Source organism: Isoptericola sp. NPDC057391 (genome assembly GCF_042668085.1).
In the GTDB taxonomy this organism is placed as follows: domain Bacteria; phylum Actinomycetota; class Actinomycetes; order Actinomycetales; family Cellulomonadaceae; genus Isoptericola.
This window is the reverse complement of the sequence record NZ_JBHVBO010000101.1, coordinates 1-15201: the sequence shown is the minus strand read 5'-3', so window position 1 is coordinate 15201 and position 15201 is coordinate 1. Positions and strand designations below refer to the sequence as shown.

The window sequence follows — 15201 nt, the reverse complement described above, 5'->3', positions numbered from 1 at the left end:
CCGCCGCCCCGCGCGTCGTCGCACCATAGACTCCCCGGCGTGAGAGGACGGCTGCCGATGGTGGGATCGCAGTCGTCGCTGCGCGAGGCGAACCGTGCGCGCGTCGTCGACGCGGTCAAGCGGCACGGTGGGCTGACACAGGTCGAGCTCACCGGGGCCACCGGGCTGTCGCCCGCCACGGTGTCGACGATCGTCAAAGAGCTCGTCGCCGCCGAGCTGGTCGAGGTGCGCAACACGATCCGCTCGGGCCGGCGGGCGCAGCTCGTCACCCTCGCCCACCGCGTGGGGCTGGTCGCGGGCGTGCTGGTCGGCTCCCGGCACCTCACCGTGGCGATCGCGGACGTGTCGCACGAGATCCTCGCCGAGCAGGTGCTGCCGCTGCCCGCGGAGCACCGCGCCGACACCAGCCTCGACCGCGCGGCCCTGCTCGTCGTCGACCTGCTGGAACGCGTGGGGTCCGAGCTCGATGAGGTACTCGGCATCGGCCTCGGGCTGCCGGCGCCGGTCGACGCCTCGAGCGGGCAGGTCACGGTGCGGGGCATCCTGCGCGGCTGGGACGGCGTGCCGGTGGCGCAGGTGCTGTCGAAGCGGCTGGCCCGGCCCGTGTTCGTGGACAACGACGCGAACCTGGGGGCGCTGGCCGAGAGCACGGTGGGCGCCGCGCGCGAGGTGCACGACGCCCTGTACGTCCGGGCCGGGCACGGCGTCGGGGCGGGCATCGTCCTGGCGGGCCGCGTGCACCGCGGCGTCGCGGGCACGGCGGGCGAGATCGGGCACGTGCAGGTGGACCCGGCCGGGAACATCTGCTCGTGCGGCAGCCGCGGCTGCCTCGACACGGTCGTCGGGGACCGGGCGCTGCTCGAGCCGCTGCGCAGCAGCCACGGGAACCTCACCCTCGCCGACGTCGTCCGCCTGACGAACGAGGACGACCCGGGCTGTCGGGAGATCGTCGCCGACGCCGGTACGGTGGTCGGCGGCGTCGTGGCCGGGCTGGCGACGTCGCTCAACCCGGAGCTCGTCGTCGTCGGGGGCGCGCTGGCCGCCACGGGCGAGGTCTTCCTCGGGCCGCTGCGCGAGGCGCTGCGCCGCCGGACCCTGCTGCAGCAGGTCACGCCGCTGGAGGTGGTGCCCGCGGCGCTGGGGACGCGCGCCGAGCTGGAGGGAGCTCTCGCGCTCGCGCTGCAGCACACCGACCTGCTGGAGCAGCCCGACGACGGACCGCACGGCGCCGTCGCCGTGGGGCAGGTCCGCACAGGAAAGGGGAACCGGTGAGGGGACGCACGCCGCTGCTCGCGCTGCGGCAGGTCAGCAGGTACTTCGGTGCCGTCGAGGCCCTCGTCGACGTGGACCTCGAGGTGCACGCGCACGAGGTGGTCGCCCTGGTCGGGGACAACGGCGCGGGCAAGTCGACGCTCGCCCAGATCGTGGCCGGCGTGCTGAGCCCCAGCTCGGGGCAGCTGGAGATCGACGGCGAGCCCGTCTCGATCCCGTCGCCCTCGGCGGCGAACCAGCTCGGCGTGGCCAGCGTCTTCCAGGACCTCGCCGTGTGCGAGAACCTCGACGTCACCGCGAACGTCTTCCTGGGCCAGGAGCTGCGGGGGCGGGCCGGCCTGCTGCGCGACGGCGAGATGGAGACCGAGACCCGCGCGCTGCTGGAGCACCTCACCGTCCGGATCCCGTCGGTGCGGACCCCGCTGCGGCACCTGTCCGCCGGGCAGCGCCAGGCGGTCGCCATCGCGCGCACCCTCATCGGCCAGCCGCGCATCGTGGTGCTCGACGAGCCGACGGCGGCGCTCTCGGTGGCGCAGACCGCCGAGGTGCTCACGCACATCCAGCGCCTGCGCGAGCTGGGCCTCGGCGTCATCCTCATCAGCCACAACCTCAACGACGTGCGCGCGGTCTCCGACCGCATCGAGGTGCTGCGCCACGGCCGGAACAACGGGTCGTTCCCGGCCACGGCCGCGCACGAGGAGATCCTGGCCGCCATCACCGGCGCGGCCTGAGGGGCGCGGCGAACGGGGAGGCGGCCCGGGCGGAGGTCAGCGGGCCGAGCGCTCGCCGAGGCCGAAGCGGTCGTGCGGGTCGATGTGGGCGAGGACCTTGTCGAACGCCCAGGCGAGGGTGCGGACCTCGTCGGCGTCGAGGTCGTCGAAGACGTCCTGGAGCACGGTGCGCGCGTGGCCGGGGGCGCTCGCGACGACCTTGCGCCAGCCCTCGTCGGTGAGGTGGGCGATGGTCGCGCGGCGGTCGTCGGGGGCGGTGCAGCGCTCGACGTAGCCGCGGCCCTCGAGCCGGCGCGCGACGTGCGAGAGGCGGGGGAGGGTGGCGCTGGTGAGGCGGGCGAGCTCGGTCATGCGCAGGGCGCGGTCGGGTGCCTCGGACAGCATCGCCAGCACCATGTACTCGAAGTGGGTGAGGTCGGCGTCGCGGCGCAGCTGCTGGTCGAGCGTGGCGGGCAGCAGCTCGATCACCGCCTGCAGCCGCAGCCACGTGCGCATCTGCTCGGCATCGAGCCAGCGCGGCTCGTCGCCGGGGGTCGTGGTGCGCCGCGTCGTGGTCACGTGATCGCCCTCCTGGTCCGTCACCCTCGGGGACGAAGGTTGACGCTACAACTATAACCGGTCTATGTTGGTTGTACCGTCAACCAAACGGGTCGACGTCGGATCCTCAGGAGGAACCATGGCCACCATCAGCATCCTCGGCGCCGGGAACATGGGCTCCGCGATCGCGGGCCTCGCCCTCGCCGGCGGGAACGACGTGCAGGTCGTCGCCCGCGACGTCACCAAGGCCGCCGCCGTGGACGCCGCCGTCACCGCGACCGCGTTCGGCGAGCCGCTCACGGGCGAGATCGTCGTCCTGGCCCTGCCGTACCCGGCGCTCGACGACGTCGTCGCGACCTACGGCGGCCAGCTCGCCGGGCGCACCGTCGTCGACCCCACCAACCCGCTCGACTTCGCCAGCTTCGACGCGCTCGTCGTGCCCGCCGACTCCTCGGCCGCGGCCGGGCTGGCGGAGAAGCTCCCCGGCGCGCGCGTGCTCAAGGCGTTCAACACGAACTTCGCCGCGACGCTCGCCGGCGGCACCGTCGGCGACGTCCCGACGGCCGTCCTCGTCGCGGGCGACGACGTCGCCGCCAAGGCCGCGTTCGCCGCCGCGTTCGACGGGTCCGCCGTCCGCGTCGTCGACGCCGGGTCGCTGAAGCGCGCCCGCGAGCTCGAGGCGCTCGGCTTCCTCCAGCTGACCCTCGCCGCGGGGGAGAAGACGCAGTGGACCACCGGGTTCGCGCTGCTCTGACCCGCGCGTCCGACCCGTCCCGTCCTCGCACCAGGAGCCGACCATGACCACCTCGACGACCGCGCCGCGCCGCCGTCCCGACCTTCTCGCGCCCGAGACCGCGATGGGTGCCGTCACCCTGCACGTGGGCGACCTCGGCGCGATGAGCGCCTACTACCGCGAGGCGATCGCGCTCGAGGAGCTCCCCGGGTCCGGCGGCCCGGACCGCGTGGTGCTCGGGCGCGGCGGGGTGCCCGTCGTCGCGCTGCAGCACACGCCGGGGCTGCCGGCGACGTCGCGGAACCAGGCAGGGCTGTTCCACACGGCCGTGCTGTTCGACACCGAGGAGGCCCTCGCCGCCGCCGTCGCGCACGCCGCACGGCACCCGCTGTCGCGGTTCGCGGGGAACTCCGACCACTGGGTGTCGCGCGCGTTCTACTTCACCGACCCGGAGGACAACGGCATCGAGCTCTACTGGGACCGCCCGCGCGACACCTGGCGGCACGACGGCGGCCGCGTGGCCATGGGCTCCGACTGGTTCGACCCGCAGGAGTTCCTGCAGCGGCACCTCACCGAGGACGCCCTGGCCGGCACCGCGGGCCAGGCCGCCCAGGTCGGTCACGTGCACCTGCAGGTGGGCGACATCCCCACGGCGCGGCGGTTCTACGTCGACACCCTCGGCTTCGAGATCATGGCGACCTTCCACGGCGCGCTGTTCGTCGCCGCCGGCGGGTACCACCACCACATGGCGATGAACACCTGGAACAGCGCCGGCGCCGGGCCGCGGGCCGCGACGCTCGGCCTCGGCCAGGTGGCGCTCACGGTGCCGACGCGCGACGAGGTCGGCGCGCTGGCGGACCGGCTGAGGCACGTCGACGTCGCGGCGCGCGACGACGGTCGGACGCTCCGGTTCGAGGACCCGTGGAACACGCTCGTCGAGGTGTCGGTGGCCTGAGCGGCGGCCCGGACCCCGGAGGTCAGCGGAAGACGACGGTGCGGTGGCCGTCGAGCAGCACGCGGTGCTCGGCGTGCCACCGCACGGCGCGCGCGAGCGTGCGGCGCTCGACGTCCTCGCCGATCGCGACGAGGTCGGCGACGGCGCGCGAGTGGTCCACCCGCTCGACGTCCTGCTCGATGATCGGCCCCTCGTCGAGGTCGCCCGTGACGTAGTGCGACGTCGCACCGATGAGCTTGACGCCGCGGTCGTGCGCCTGCGCGTAGGGCCGTGCGCCCTTGAAGCTCGGCAGGAACGAGTGGTGGATGTTGATGACCTTGCCCTCGAGGTCGCGGCACAGCTCGTCCGACAGGATCTGCATGTACCGGGCGAGGACGACCAGCTCGACGTCGAGCTCGGCGACCAGCCCCCGCAGCCGGTCCTCCGCCTGCGCCTTCGTGTCCTTCGTGACCGGCACGTGGTGGAACGGCTTGCCGTAGAACGCGGCCATGTCCTCGAGGTCCCGGTGATTGCCGACGACGCCGACGACGTCGACCGGCATGCCCTGGTACCGCTCGCGGTAGAGCAGGTCCACCAGGCAGTGCGGCGCCTTGCTGACCAGCACCAGCGTGCGCAGGCGGCGGCCGACGACGTCGAGCTGCCAGGTCATGCCGAACCTTTCGGCGACGGGCGTGAGCGCCGTCGTGAGGGCGTCGCGGCCCGTCTCCGTGTCGACCTGCAGCTCCACCTGCACCCGCATGAAGAACAGGCCCGACGCCGGGTCCCCGAACTGCTGCGACTCGGTGATGTTGCCGCCGTGCTCGGCCAGCACGCCCGCCACGGCGTGCACGATCCCGGGACGGTCGGGGCAGGAGAGGGTCAGCACCCATTCGGTCGTCACCCGCCCATTGTCACCGACCGGGTCCGGCTCGCGACGACGTGTCCGCCGTCCGTCTGCCACGATGTCCCCATGAGCGAGGCACGCGGCACTGACGCCCAGGAAGTCCAGCAGGAGAGCGGCGACGACGCGCTGCGGATCGCGCTGGTCGAGGACGACCAGGCGGGCGAGCTGCTGACGCTGCGCCGGGCGGCGTTCGTCAGCGAGGCGCAGCTGTACGACGACCCGCACATCCCGCCGCTGACGCAGACGCTGCACGAGCTGCGCGACGACATGGCGCGCGACGACGTCGTGACGGTCGGCGCGTGGGAGGGGCACCGCCTGGTGGGGTCGCTGCGCCTGGAGATCGAGGGCCCGAAGGCGACGATCGGGCGGCTCGCCGTCGCACCGGACCAGCAGGCCAAGGGCATCGGCACGTCGCTGATGTTCGCGATCCTGCAGTTCCTGCCGTCGGAGGTGACGGAGGTGTGGGCGTTCACGGGCAAGGACTCCAAGAAGAACCTCGCCATGTACACCAAGCACGGCTACGAGGAGCAGTACGACCGCGCGGCGGGCAAGCTCACGCTGACGTACCTGCGCCGGGTGCTCGACGAGGTCGACGCGAGGAACGCGGCGCAGGAACGATGACCGACGCCGGCGGGCAGGCGACGCGTCCTCGGTCGCGCCGCCCGTCCATGGCCGACGTCGCCGCCGTCGCGGGGGTCTCCCACCAGACGGTCTCCCGGGTGCTCAACGACCACCCGAGCGTGCGCGGCGAGACCCGCGAGCGCGTGCTGCAGGCCATCGCGAGCCTCGGCTACCGGCGCAACAGCGCCGCGCGGGCGCTGGCGACGGCACGCTCGGCGACGCTCGGCGTGGTGACCACGGGCTCGGCGCTGTTCGGCCCCACCAGCACGCTCATCGCGATCGAGGGCGCGGCGCGCGACCAGGGGTACTTTGTCTCCGTCGCGACGCTGCGGCGCTACGACGCCGAGGCGATGCACGAGGCCTTGGAGCACTTCATGGACCAGGGCGTCGAGGCGATCGTCGTCATCGCGCCGCAGGACGACGTCGCGGCCGCGGTCGAGTCCTTCCGCGCTCCGGTCCCGGTGCTCGTCGTCGCGGCGCTGGAGAAGCTGCCGCGCGAGGCCGGCACGACGGCGGCCGGCCCGACGACGCTGTCGCTCGCCGTCGACCAGCGGGCGGGGGCGCGCGCCGCGACCGAGCACCTGCTCGACCTGGGGCACCGCGACGTGCTGCACGTCGCCGGGCCGCAGGACTGGTTCGACGCGCGCGAGCGCGCCTCGGGCTGGCGGGAGGCCCTCGAGGCGCGGGGGATCGCCCCGAGCCGTCCGCGGTACTGCAGCTGGTCGGCCGAGGACGGGTACGCCGCGGGCCGCGACCTCGCGGAGGCCGTGGTGGCCCAGGAGGGCCCGACGGCGGTGTTCGCGGGGAACGACCAGCTCGCGCTCGGCATCCTCCGCGCGTTCTGGGAGCGCGGGCTCACCGTGCCCGACGACGTGTCGGTGGTGGGCTTCGACGACGTGGCGGGCGCCGCCTACTTCGTGCCCCCGCTGACCACGGTGCGCCAGCCGTTCGGGGTGCTGGGGGAGCGCAGCGTCGCGATGGTGGTCGCGGCGCTGGCCGGCGGCAGCGTGCCGACAGAGCGGATCGTGCCCGAGCTCGTGGTGCGCTCCAGCACGGCGCCGCCTCCCGCCCGCTGACCGCCGAGCACCGACCGCCGTTCGTTGACCGCCGTCGTGGCACCTGGGTAGATTCGGCGCGTTCGTAGTTCTACATCGTTGTAGAGGAGTCACGATGCACAGATCTCCCAGGCGGGTCCGGGCCGCCGCGGCCGGCGTGCTGACGACGGCGCTGATGGGCGCGTCGCTGGTCGCCGCCACCGCCGTCGGCCCCGCCACCGCCACGCCCGATGCCGCCGAGCGCGGCCGCCCGGCGCCGACCCTCCCGACCGGCGGCCTCTCCGTGACCGGCGAGACGTCGCCGATGCACGACCCGGCGCTCGTCGTCGACGACGACGGCACCTGGCGCGTGTACACCACGGGGCTGGTGAACCGCGAGAAGGGCGGCACCATCCAGATGTGGTCGAGCCACGACGAGGGCGTGACCTGGGCCTACGACGGCACCGTCTGGGACGAGATCCCCGCCTGGATCGACGAGCGCTTCGCGGCGGACGGCAGCGGCGTGCTGCCCGACAACCTGTGGGCGCCGGAGGTCTACGAGCATGGCGGCACCTACTACCTCTACTACTCGGCGTCGCGCTTCGGCACGAACACCTCGGTTACGGCCCTCGCGACCAACACGACGCTCGACCCGGACGACCCGGACTACGCCTGGGTCGACCAGGGACCCGTGATCGACTCGCCGCAGGAGATCGCCGGCGGCAAGACCTTCAACGCCATCGACGCGGGCATCGTCGAGGACGCGGACGGCACCCCGTACATGGCGATCGGCTCGTACTGGTACGGCATCTTCCTCGTCGAGCTCGAGTGGCCCAGCGGCAAGCTCGCCTACGGGGCTCTGGAGAACGCCACGCACCTGGTCGACCGCATGGTGCCGGGCAACCCCGTCGAGGCGCCCTTCATCACCGAGCGGGACGGCTGGTACTACCTGTTCGTCTCGTTCGACCGGTGCTGCCAGGGCCTCGACAGCACCTACCAGGTGGCGGTCGGGCGGTCGCGCGACGTCACCGGGCCGTACCTCGACAAGGATGGCAGGGACCTGGCCGACGGCGGCGGCACGGTGCTGCTCTCGTCGCACGGCGCGGTCGTGGGCCCGGGCGGCCAGTCGGTGTCCGACGGCGTGCTCGCGTTCCACTACTACGACGCCGCGAACGCGGAGATCCCGGGCTTCCCGACGCTCGGCCTGCAGCGCCTCGGCTGGGAGGACGGGTGGCCGGTGGTGGACCAGGCGGTCGAGGAGCCGGCCGTCACGGCGGACCCGCGCGACGTGACCGTCCGCGGCAACCGGCCCGCGACGTTCGAGGTCGGGGTGTCCGGCACGCCGGTGCCCGTCGTCACGTGGGAGACATCGGACGACGACGGCGCCACCTGGTCGGCCGCCGCGGCCGCCGCGACGCGCGCCACGGGCGGCACGGGCGGCACCGCGCGCTGGACGCTCAAGCACACCGGCCGGGAGCCGGACGGCCTGCTCGTGCGCGCCGTCGTCGCCAACGCCCACGGCGAGGTGCGCAGCGAGCCGGCGCGGCTCGACGTCGTGCGCCCGGGCTCCGCGAGGTAGTGCGACCCTTGCCGAGGTAGTCGGCCTCGCGTCGAGGTAGTGGTCCAGGCCACTACCTCGGCGCGACTCGGACTACCTCGCGGAGGCTCGGACTACCTCGCGGGGGCTGGTACCACCTCGCGGGTTGGGCGCGCGCCATGTGAGCGCTAACATGAATCGACCACGACGACGCCCGGGACGGCCGGGCAGGGACGGAGCAACGATGACGCAGGCGGCGCAGCCGGACGGCACGTCCGCGATCCGGGAGGCGATCGCCGGGGGCCGCGCCTCGTTGGGCATCGAGCTCGGCTCCACCAACATCAAGGCGTGCCTGATCGGGCCGGACCACACGCCGCTCGCGAGCGGCTCGCACGCGTGGGAGAACGAGCTCGTCGACGGTGTCTGGACCTACGCGCTCGACGCCGTGCACGCGGGGCTACAGGGCGCCTACGCCGCGCTCGTGGCCGACGTCGAGCAGCGCTACGGCGTGCGCCCCACCGTCTACGCCGGGCTCGGCGTCTCGGCGATGATGCACGGCTACCTGCCGTTCGACGCCGACGGCGAGCTGCTCGTGCCGTTCCGCACCTGGCGCAACACGAACACCGGGCAGGCCGCCGCGGAGCTGTCCGCGCTCTTCGGGCACAACATCCCGCTGCGCTGGTCGATCGCCCACCTCTACCAGGCGATCCTCGACGACGAGCCGCACGTGCCGCAGGTCGCGTCGTTCACCACGCTGGCCGGCTACGTGCACCGGGCCCTGACGGGCCGGCACGTGCTCGGCGTCGGCGACGCCTCGGGCATGTTCCCGATCGACCCCGCCACGGGCGACTACGACGCGCGGATGCTGGAGCAGTTCCGGCACCTCGCCGCCGCCAAGCGCCCCGGCCTGCAGGTCGAGGGCCTGCTGCCGCAGGTGCTCACCGCGGGCGAGGACGCGGGCCGGCTCACCCCCGAGGGCGCCGCGCTGCTGGACCCCACGGGCACCCTGCAGCCCGGCGTGCTCCTCTGCCCGCCCGAGGGCGACGCCGGCACCGGCATGGTGGCGACCAACTCCGTCGCGCCGCGCACCGGCAACATCAGCGCGGGCACGTCGATCTTCGCGATGGTCGTGCTCGAGAAGCCGCTGACCTCCGTGCACCACGAGCTCGACCTCGTCACCACGCCGGCGGGAGACCTCGTCGCGATGGTGCACTGCAACAACGGCGCCAGCGAGCTCGACGCGTGGGCCGGCGTCTTCGGCCAGTTCGCGGCCGCGCTCGGCCGGCCGGCCGAGCCCGACGCCGTCTTCGGCGCGCTCTTCCGGGCCGCGCTCGACGGCGCCCCCGACGGCGGCGGCCTGCTCGCGTACAACTACCTCGCCGGCGAGCCCATCACCGGCCTCGACGAGGGCCGCCCGCTCGTCGTGCGCACCCCCGACAGCCGCCTCACGCTCGCGAACTTCGCGCGCACGCAGCTCTACGGCGTGTTCGGCACGCTCGCGCTCGGCATGCGCGTGCTGCACGGCGAGGGCGTCGCGATCGACACGATGTTCGCGCACGGCGGCCTGTTCAAGACCGCGGGCGTGGCCCAGCGCCTGCTCGCCGGCGCGATCGACGCCCCGGTCGCCGTCGGGCAGACGGCGGGGGAGGGCGGCGCCTGGGGCATCGCCGTCCTGGCCGCGTTCGCCCGGGCCCGCGCGGAGGGCGGGGCCGACGGCGCCGCGCCCGCCCTCGACGCGTACCTGGCCGAGCGGGTCTTCGCCGACGCCCGGCTCGACGTCGCCGAGCCGGACGCCGACGACGTGGCGGGCTTCGCCGCCTACCTCGAGCGGTACTCCGCCGGCCTCGCGGTCGAGCGTGCCGCCACCGCAGCCCTCTGACGACACCCCCTCGTCGACGACCCGCCCCCCCGCACTGGAGAAGCCCATGAGCACCCTCACCGAGGTCCCCGCGCACCTGCGCGGGGCCGTCGACGCCGCCAAGGAGAAGGTCGCGGCCCTGCACGCCGAGCTGCCCCGCTGGGAGCTGGTCGTGTGGACCGCCGGCAACGTGTCCGAGCGCGTCCGGGACGACAGCACCCCCGACGGCTCGGGCGACCTCCTGGTCATCAAGCCGTCCGGCGTCGCCTACGACGACATCACCCCGGAGTCGATGGTGGTGTGCGACCTGGACGCCAACCTCGTCGAGGGCGACCGGTCGCCGTCGTCGGACACCGCTGCGCACGCCTACGTGTACGCGCACATGCCCGAGGTGGGCGGCGTCGTGCACACGCACTCCACGTACGCGACGGCGTGGGCCGCCCGCGCGGAGGAGATCCCCTGCGTGCTCACGATGATGGCCGACGAGTTCGGCGGGCCCATCCCCGTGGGCCCGTTCGCGATCATCGGCGACGACTCGATCGGCCGCGGCATCGTCGAGACCCTCTCCGGCTCGCGCAGCCCCGCCGTGCTCATGCGCAACCACGGACCGTTCACCATCGGCAAGGATGCGCGCGCCGCCGTCAAGGCCGCCGTCATGTGCGAGGAGGTGGCGCGCACCGTGCACGTGTCGCGCCAGCTCGGCGAGCCGCTGCCGATCGCGCAGGAGCACGTGGACTCGCTCTATGCCCGCTACCAGAACGTCTACGGCCAGCACTGAGCCGGCGGCGCGACCGAGCAGCCCTGAACCAGACTGATCCAGAGAGGACACCCATGAGCAAGCCGTACGCCGACCGCGAGGTCTGGTTCTTCACCGGCAGCCAGGACCTGTACGGGCCCGAGACGCTGGAGCAGGTCGCGGCGCAGTCGCAGGAGGTCGCGCGGGCCCTGGACATCTCGTCCGACGTGCCCGCGAAGGTCGTGTGGAAGCCCGTGCTCAAGGACGCCGGCTCCATCCGCCGGGCGATGCTCGACGCGAACGCGGACGACAAGGTGCTCGGCGTCATCACGTGGATGCACACGTTCAGCCCGGCCAAGATGTGGATCTCGGGCCTCGACGCGCTGCGCAAGCCGCTGCTGCACCTGCACACGCAGGCGAACGTCGAGCTGCCGTGGGCGGACATCGACTTCGACTTCATGAACCTCAACCAGGCCGCGCACGGCGACCGCGAGTACGCCTACCTGGCCACGCGCCTGGGCGTCGCGCGCACCACCGTCGTCGGGCACGTGTCGAACCCGGCCGTGACCCGCCGCGTCGGCACCTGGGTGCGCGGGGCCGCGGGCTGGGCCGCCACGCACGAGCTGAAGCTGGTGCGCTTCGGCGACAACATGCGCAACGTCGCCGTCACCGAGGGCGACAAGACCGAGGCCGAGCTGCGCTTCGGCGTCTCCGTGAACACGTGGGGCGTCAACGACCTCGTCGCGGCCGTCGACGCCGTGGACGACGCCGCGGTCGACGCGCTCGTCGCCGAGTACGAGGAGCTCTACGACGTCGTCCCCGAGCTGCGGAAGGGCGGCGAGCGGCACGAGTCGCTGCGCTACGCGGCCCGTCAGGAGAACGCCATGGAGGCGTTCCTCGTCGAGCGCGGCGCCAAGGCGTTCACCACGAACTTCGAGGACCTCGGCGCCCTGCGCCAGCTGCCCGGCATCGCCGTCCAGCGCCTCATGAGCAAGGGCTACGGGTTCGGCGCCGAGGGCGACTGGAAGACCGCCGTCCTGGTGCGCGCCGCGAAGGTCATGGGCGAGGGCCTGCCCGGCGGCGCCTCGCTCATGGAGGACTACACCTACGACCTCACGCCCGGCTCCGAGCTCATCCTCGGCGCCCACATGCTCGAGGTCTGCCCGTCCCTCACGACGTCGAAGCCCCGCGTGGAGATCCACCCGCTCGGCATCGGCGGCAAGGAAGACCCGGTCCGCATGGTGTTCGACGCCGACGGGACCGAGGGCGCCGTCGTCGTCTCGCTCGCCGACATGCGCGACCGCTTCCGCCTCACCGCGAACGTCGTGGACGTCGTCCCGCCGACGCAGGACCTGCCGAACCTGCCCGTCGCCCGCGCCGTCTGGGCGCCGCGCCCCGACTTCACCACCTCCGCCGAGGCGTGGCTCACGGCCGGCGGCGCGCACCACACCGTGATGTCGACGGCGGCGGGCGTCGAGGCGTTCGAGGTGTTCGCGAACATCGCGCGCACCGAGCTGCTCGTCATCGACGAGGACACCACGCGCCGCGGCTTCGCCGACCAGGTGCGCTGGAACCAGGTGTACTACCGCCTCGCCCAGGGGCTCTGAGCACGACCACCGGCGAGCGGCCGGCGGTTCGGTAGGCTGACGCCGCCGAGCCGCCGGGCCGGCCGGTGGACGCATCCCGTGGAGGCCCCGCATGGCGAGTCCCGCCGCCGACAAGCCGAACATCCGGCAGGTCGCGCAGCTCGCCGGCGTCTCGCACATGACGGTGTCGCGGGTCCTCAACGACCACCCGAACATCCGGGAGGCCACCCGGCGCCGCGTCGAGGAGGCCATCGAGCAGCTCGGCTACCGGCCGAACATGACGGCCCGGGCGCTGGCCACCCAGCGCAGCCGACGCATCGGCGTCCTCGTGGAGAGCGCGGCGACGTTCGGCCCGACCAGCACGCTGTACGCCGTCGAGTCCGCCGCCCGCGCGTCCGGGTACGTGGTGACCTCCGTGCTGCTGCGGGCGGGGGAGGAGATCACCCCGCAGGAAGGGGTCGACCACCTCATCGCGCAGGGGGTCGACGCCCTCTGCGTCGTGGCGCCCCGGTCGTCGTCGATCGCCGCGCTGCGCCGCATCGCCGTCGGCGTGCCGGTGCTCGTGGTCAAGCCGGACAAGGACCCGACGTTCCTCACCGTGACCGTCGACCAGCAGGCGGGGACGGTGCTGGCGGTCGACCACCTCGTCTCGCTCGGGCACCGCGACATCCTGCACCTCGCCGGCCCGCTCGACTGGCTCGACGCCCGCACGCGCGAGCGGTCCTTCCACGCCCGGGCGAAGTCGTGGGGGCTGCGCGAGCGCCCCATCGTCGTCGGGGACTGGACGGCCGACTTCGCCTACGACTTCGCGCGCGGGATCCGCGAGCTCCCGGAGTACACGGCGATCTTCGCCGCGAACGACGACATGGCGGTCGGCCTCGTGCACGGCCTGCACGACCGGGGCTTCTCGGTGCCGGACGACGTGAGCGTCGTCGGGTTCGACGACATCCCCCTGGCGCGCCACGTCATCCCCCCGCTGACGACCGTGCGGCAGAACTTCCACGCCCTGGGCGTCTCCGTCGTCGACGTCCTGCGGGCCGCGATCGAGGAGGAGGAGATCCCGACGGTCACGAAGATCCCCGCGGAGCTCGTCGCCCGGGCGTCGAGCGCCCCGCCCCGGAAGGCCGGCGGATGACCTCGCGGCCCGGGGTGCCGGCCCCGGTGGTGGAGATGCGCGGGATCACCGTGGAGCGCTCGGGGGTGCGGGTGCTGGACGACGTGGACCTCGTGCTCCGGCCCGGCGAGGTGCACGCGCTCATGGGGGAGAACGGCGCGGGCAAGTCGACGCTCATCGGCGCGCTCACCGGGACGCTGCCGATCCTGGCGGGGACGGTCGTGGTCGACGGCGCCCCCACGACGCCGACGAGCGTCGCGCGCAGCCGCGCCGACGGCATCGCGACCGTCTTCCAGGAGACGCACCTGAGCCCGCACCTGACCGTCGCCGAGAACGTGATGATCGGCCACGAGGTGCGCGGCTGGTTCGGCATCGACTGGGGCCGGACGAGGGCGCGCGCGTCGGCCGCCCTCGCCACGCTGGGGATCGAGGACATCGACCCGCGCGCCCCGCTGTCGGTGCTGTCGCCCGCGACCAAGCAGCTCGTGGCGGTGGCGCGGGCGATCGTGCTCGAGCCGCGCGTGCTCGTGCTCGACGAGCCGACGTCGAGCCTCGACGCGGACGAGGCCGCCCGCCTGCTCGGCGTGGTGCGGCGCCTCTGCGACCAGGGCGTCGCGGTGCTGTTCGTCTCGCACTTCCTCGAGCAGGTCTTCGAGGTGAGCGACCGGATGACGGTGCTGCGGGGCGGCCGCGTCGTCGCGGAGTTCCGGACCGCGGACGTCGAGCGCGCCGAGGTGATCTCCAAGATGCTCGGCGAGGACATCGACGCGCTCCAGGCGCTGCACTCGCAGCGGCTCGCGCACCACTACGCGGCCACGGGCGAGCCGACCCTGCGGGCAGCGGCCCTGGGGCGCCAGGGCGTCCTCGAGCCGACCGACCTGGAGCTGTCCCGGGGCGAGGTCGTGGGCCTCGCGGGGCTGCGCGGCTCCGGGCGCACCGAGCTCGCCCGGCTGATGAGCGGGGCGGAGCGCGCCGACCGCGGCGAGCTCTGGCTCGACGGCGTGCGGGTGCAGCTGCGCAGCCCGGCGGCGGCCCTGCGGTCCCGGATCGCGATGTCGAGCGAGAACGTCCGGGACGACGGCATCGTCGCGGGGCTCACGGTGCGGGAGAACATCGTCCTGGCGCTGCAGGCGCTGCGCGGCTGGTCGCGGCCGCTCTCGCGCGGCGAGCAGGACGCCGTCGTCGACACCTACCTCGACGCCCTGCACCTGTCGCCCGACGACCTGGACCGCCCGGCCGGCGAGCTGTCCGGGGGCACGCAGCAGAAGGTGCTGCTCGCCCGGCTGCTGGCCACGCGGCCGCACGTCCTCGTCCTCGACGAGCCGACACGCGGCATCGACATCGCCGCCAAGCTCGAGATCCAGCGCCGCGTGGCGCGCCTCGCGGGCGAGGGCGTCGCCGTCGTCTTCATCTCCTCCCAGCTGGAGGAGGTGGTGCGCCTCGCCGACCGCATCGTGGTGCTCAAGGACCGCGAGAAGATCGGCGAGCTGAGCAACGGGCCCGGCGTCACGGTGGACACCATCGTCGAGATGATCGCCGCGGAGCTGGACGAACCCGACCCCGGCGACCCCTGACGTTGTGGGTGCGATCGTGGCCCCGTTCGC

At 73.7% G+C, this 15201-nt stretch carries 14 protein-coding genes; 12 read left to right on the top strand and 2 right to left on the bottom strand.

The window, feature by feature from the left end:
• The first annotated feature begins 57 nt into the window (after positions 1–57).
• Together ACFUVW_RS13285 and ACFUVW_RS13280 are read left to right on the top strand one after the other, a co-directional pair.
• The gene (locus tag ACFUVW_RS13285; protein ID WP_430571803.1) at positions 58–1272 is read left to right on the top strand and encodes an ROK family transcriptional regulator; all 1215 of its coding nucleotides are present in this window, start codon (positions 58–60) and stop codon (positions 1270–1272) included.
• A complete protein-coding gene (locus tag ACFUVW_RS13280) occupies positions 1269–2003 on the top strand; it encodes an ATP-binding cassette domain-containing protein (protein WP_430571802.1) in 735 nt (244 codons plus the stop codon). Before ACFUVW_RS13285 ends, ACFUVW_RS13280 begins: the two co-directional genes overlap by 4 nt.
• Positions 2004–2039: 36 nt before the next feature.
• Here the strand turns inward: ACFUVW_RS13280 and ACFUVW_RS13275 are convergent, their stop codons facing one another.
• Positions 2040–2561 carry a MarR family winged helix-turn-helix transcriptional regulator gene (locus tag ACFUVW_RS13275; RefSeq protein WP_430571801.1) on the bottom strand — a complete coding sequence of 174 codons (522 nt, stop codon included), beginning with the start codon at positions 2559–2561 and terminating at the stop codon, positions 2040–2042.
• A 118-nt stretch (positions 2562–2679) separates the two neighbouring features.
• Here ACFUVW_RS13275 and ACFUVW_RS13270 point away from each other — a divergent pair, with 118 nt between their 5' ends.
• A complete protein-coding gene (locus tag ACFUVW_RS13270) occupies positions 2680–3294 on the top strand; it encodes an NADPH-dependent F420 reductase (protein WP_430571800.1) in 615 nt (204 codons plus the stop codon).
• A 43-nt stretch (positions 3295–3337) separates the two neighbouring features.
• Positions 3338–4228, top strand: a complete 891-nt coding sequence (locus ACFUVW_RS13265) for a VOC family protein (protein ID WP_430571799.1) — start codon at positions 3338–3340, stop codon at positions 4226–4228.
• 22 nt (positions 4229–4250) lie between these two features.
• Here ACFUVW_RS13265 and purU read toward each other — a convergent pair whose 3' ends face one another.
• Complete coding sequence (gene purU / locus ACFUVW_RS13260; protein ID WP_430571798.1) at positions 4251–5108, bottom strand: formyltetrahydrofolate deformylase; 858 nt, start codon at positions 5106–5108, stop codon at positions 4251–4253.
• 69 nt (positions 5109–5177) lie between these two features.
• Here purU and ACFUVW_RS13255 point away from each other — a divergent pair, with 69 nt between their 5' ends.
• The 8 genes from ACFUVW_RS13255 to ACFUVW_RS13220 all read left to right on the top strand — a co-directional run bounded on the left by ACFUVW_RS13255 (position 5178) and on the right by ACFUVW_RS13220 (position 15171).
• Positions 5178–5732 (top strand): GNAT family N-acetyltransferase, encoded by a 555-nt coding sequence (locus tag ACFUVW_RS13255; protein ID WP_430571797.1) that lies wholly within the window; start codon positions 5178–5180, stop codon positions 5730–5732.
• The gene (locus ACFUVW_RS13250; protein ID WP_430571796.1) at positions 5729–6808 is read left to right on the top strand and encodes a LacI family DNA-binding transcriptional regulator; all 1080 of its coding nucleotides are present in this window, start codon (positions 5729–5731) and stop codon (positions 6806–6808) included. Before ACFUVW_RS13255 ends, ACFUVW_RS13250 begins: the two co-directional genes overlap by 4 nt.
• Positions 6809–6902: 94 nt before the next feature.
• On the top strand, positions 6903–8345 hold the full coding sequence (locus tag ACFUVW_RS13245; RefSeq protein WP_430571795.1) for a glycoside hydrolase family 43 protein: 1443 nt from the start codon (positions 6903–6905) through the stop codon (positions 8343–8345).
• 202 nt (positions 8346–8547) lie between these two features.
• Complete coding sequence (locus ACFUVW_RS13240) at positions 8548–10182, top strand: xylulokinase (protein WP_430571794.1); 1635 nt, start codon at positions 8548–8550, stop codon at positions 10180–10182.
• Between the two features lie 46 nt (positions 10183–10228).
• On the top strand, positions 10229–10939 hold the full coding sequence (locus ACFUVW_RS13235) for an L-ribulose-5-phosphate 4-epimerase (RefSeq protein WP_430571793.1): 711 nt from the start codon (positions 10229–10231) through the stop codon (positions 10937–10939).
• 53 nt (positions 10940–10992) lie between these two features.
• Entirely contained in the window at positions 10993–12504 is a 1512-nt protein-coding gene (gene araA, locus ACFUVW_RS13230) for an L-arabinose isomerase (protein ID WP_430571792.1), read from the top strand.
• A 91-nt stretch (positions 12505–12595) separates the two neighbouring features.
• Positions 12596–13618 (top strand): LacI family DNA-binding transcriptional regulator, encoded by a 1023-nt coding sequence (locus ACFUVW_RS13225; protein WP_430571791.1) that lies wholly within the window; start codon positions 12596–12598, stop codon positions 13616–13618.
• The gene (locus tag ACFUVW_RS13220) at positions 13615–15171 is read left to right on the top strand and encodes a sugar ABC transporter ATP-binding protein (RefSeq protein ID WP_430571790.1); all 1557 of its coding nucleotides are present in this window, start codon (positions 13615–13617) and stop codon (positions 15169–15171) included. The genes ACFUVW_RS13225 and ACFUVW_RS13220 overlap by 4 nt, the downstream gene beginning before the upstream one ends.
• Positions 15172–15201: the final 30 nt, after the last annotated feature.

Coding starts and splice junctions, on each gene's coding strand:
- ACFUVW_RS13220 (WP_430571790.1), top strand. CDS start 13,615: ATGACCTCGCGGCCCGGGGTGCCGGCCCCGGTGGTGGAGATGCGCGGG.
- ACFUVW_RS13245 (WP_430571795.1), top strand. CDS start 6,903: ATGCACAGATCTCCCAGGCGGGTCCGGGCCGCCGCGGCCGGCGTGCTG.
- ACFUVW_RS13255 (WP_430571797.1), top strand. CDS start 5,178: ATGAGCGAGGCACGCGGCACTGACGCCCAGGAAGTCCAGCAGGAGAGC.
- ACFUVW_RS13235 (WP_430571793.1), top strand. CDS start 10,229: ATGAGCACCCTCACCGAGGTCCCCGCGCACCTGCGCGGGGCCGTCGAC.
- ACFUVW_RS13265 (WP_430571799.1), top strand. CDS start 3,338: ATGACCACCTCGACGACCGCGCCGCGCCGCCGTCCCGACCTTCTCGCG.
- ACFUVW_RS13285 (WP_430571803.1), top strand. CDS start 58: ATGGTGGGATCGCAGTCGTCGCTGCGCGAGGCGAACCGTGCGCGCGTC.
- araA (WP_430571792.1), top strand. CDS start 10,993: ATGAGCAAGCCGTACGCCGACCGCGAGGTCTGGTTCTTCACCGGCAGC.
- ACFUVW_RS13225 (WP_430571791.1), top strand. CDS start 12,596: ATGGCGAGTCCCGCCGCCGACAAGCCGAACATCCGGCAGGTCGCGCAG.
- ACFUVW_RS13270 (WP_430571800.1), top strand. CDS start 2,680: ATGGCCACCATCAGCATCCTCGGCGCCGGGAACATGGGCTCCGCGATC.
- ACFUVW_RS13240 (WP_430571794.1), top strand. CDS start 8,548: ATGACGCAGGCGGCGCAGCCGGACGGCACGTCCGCGATCCGGGAGGCG.
- ACFUVW_RS13250 (WP_430571796.1), top strand. CDS start 5,729: ATGACCGACGCCGGCGGGCAGGCGACGCGTCCTCGGTCGCGCCGCCCG.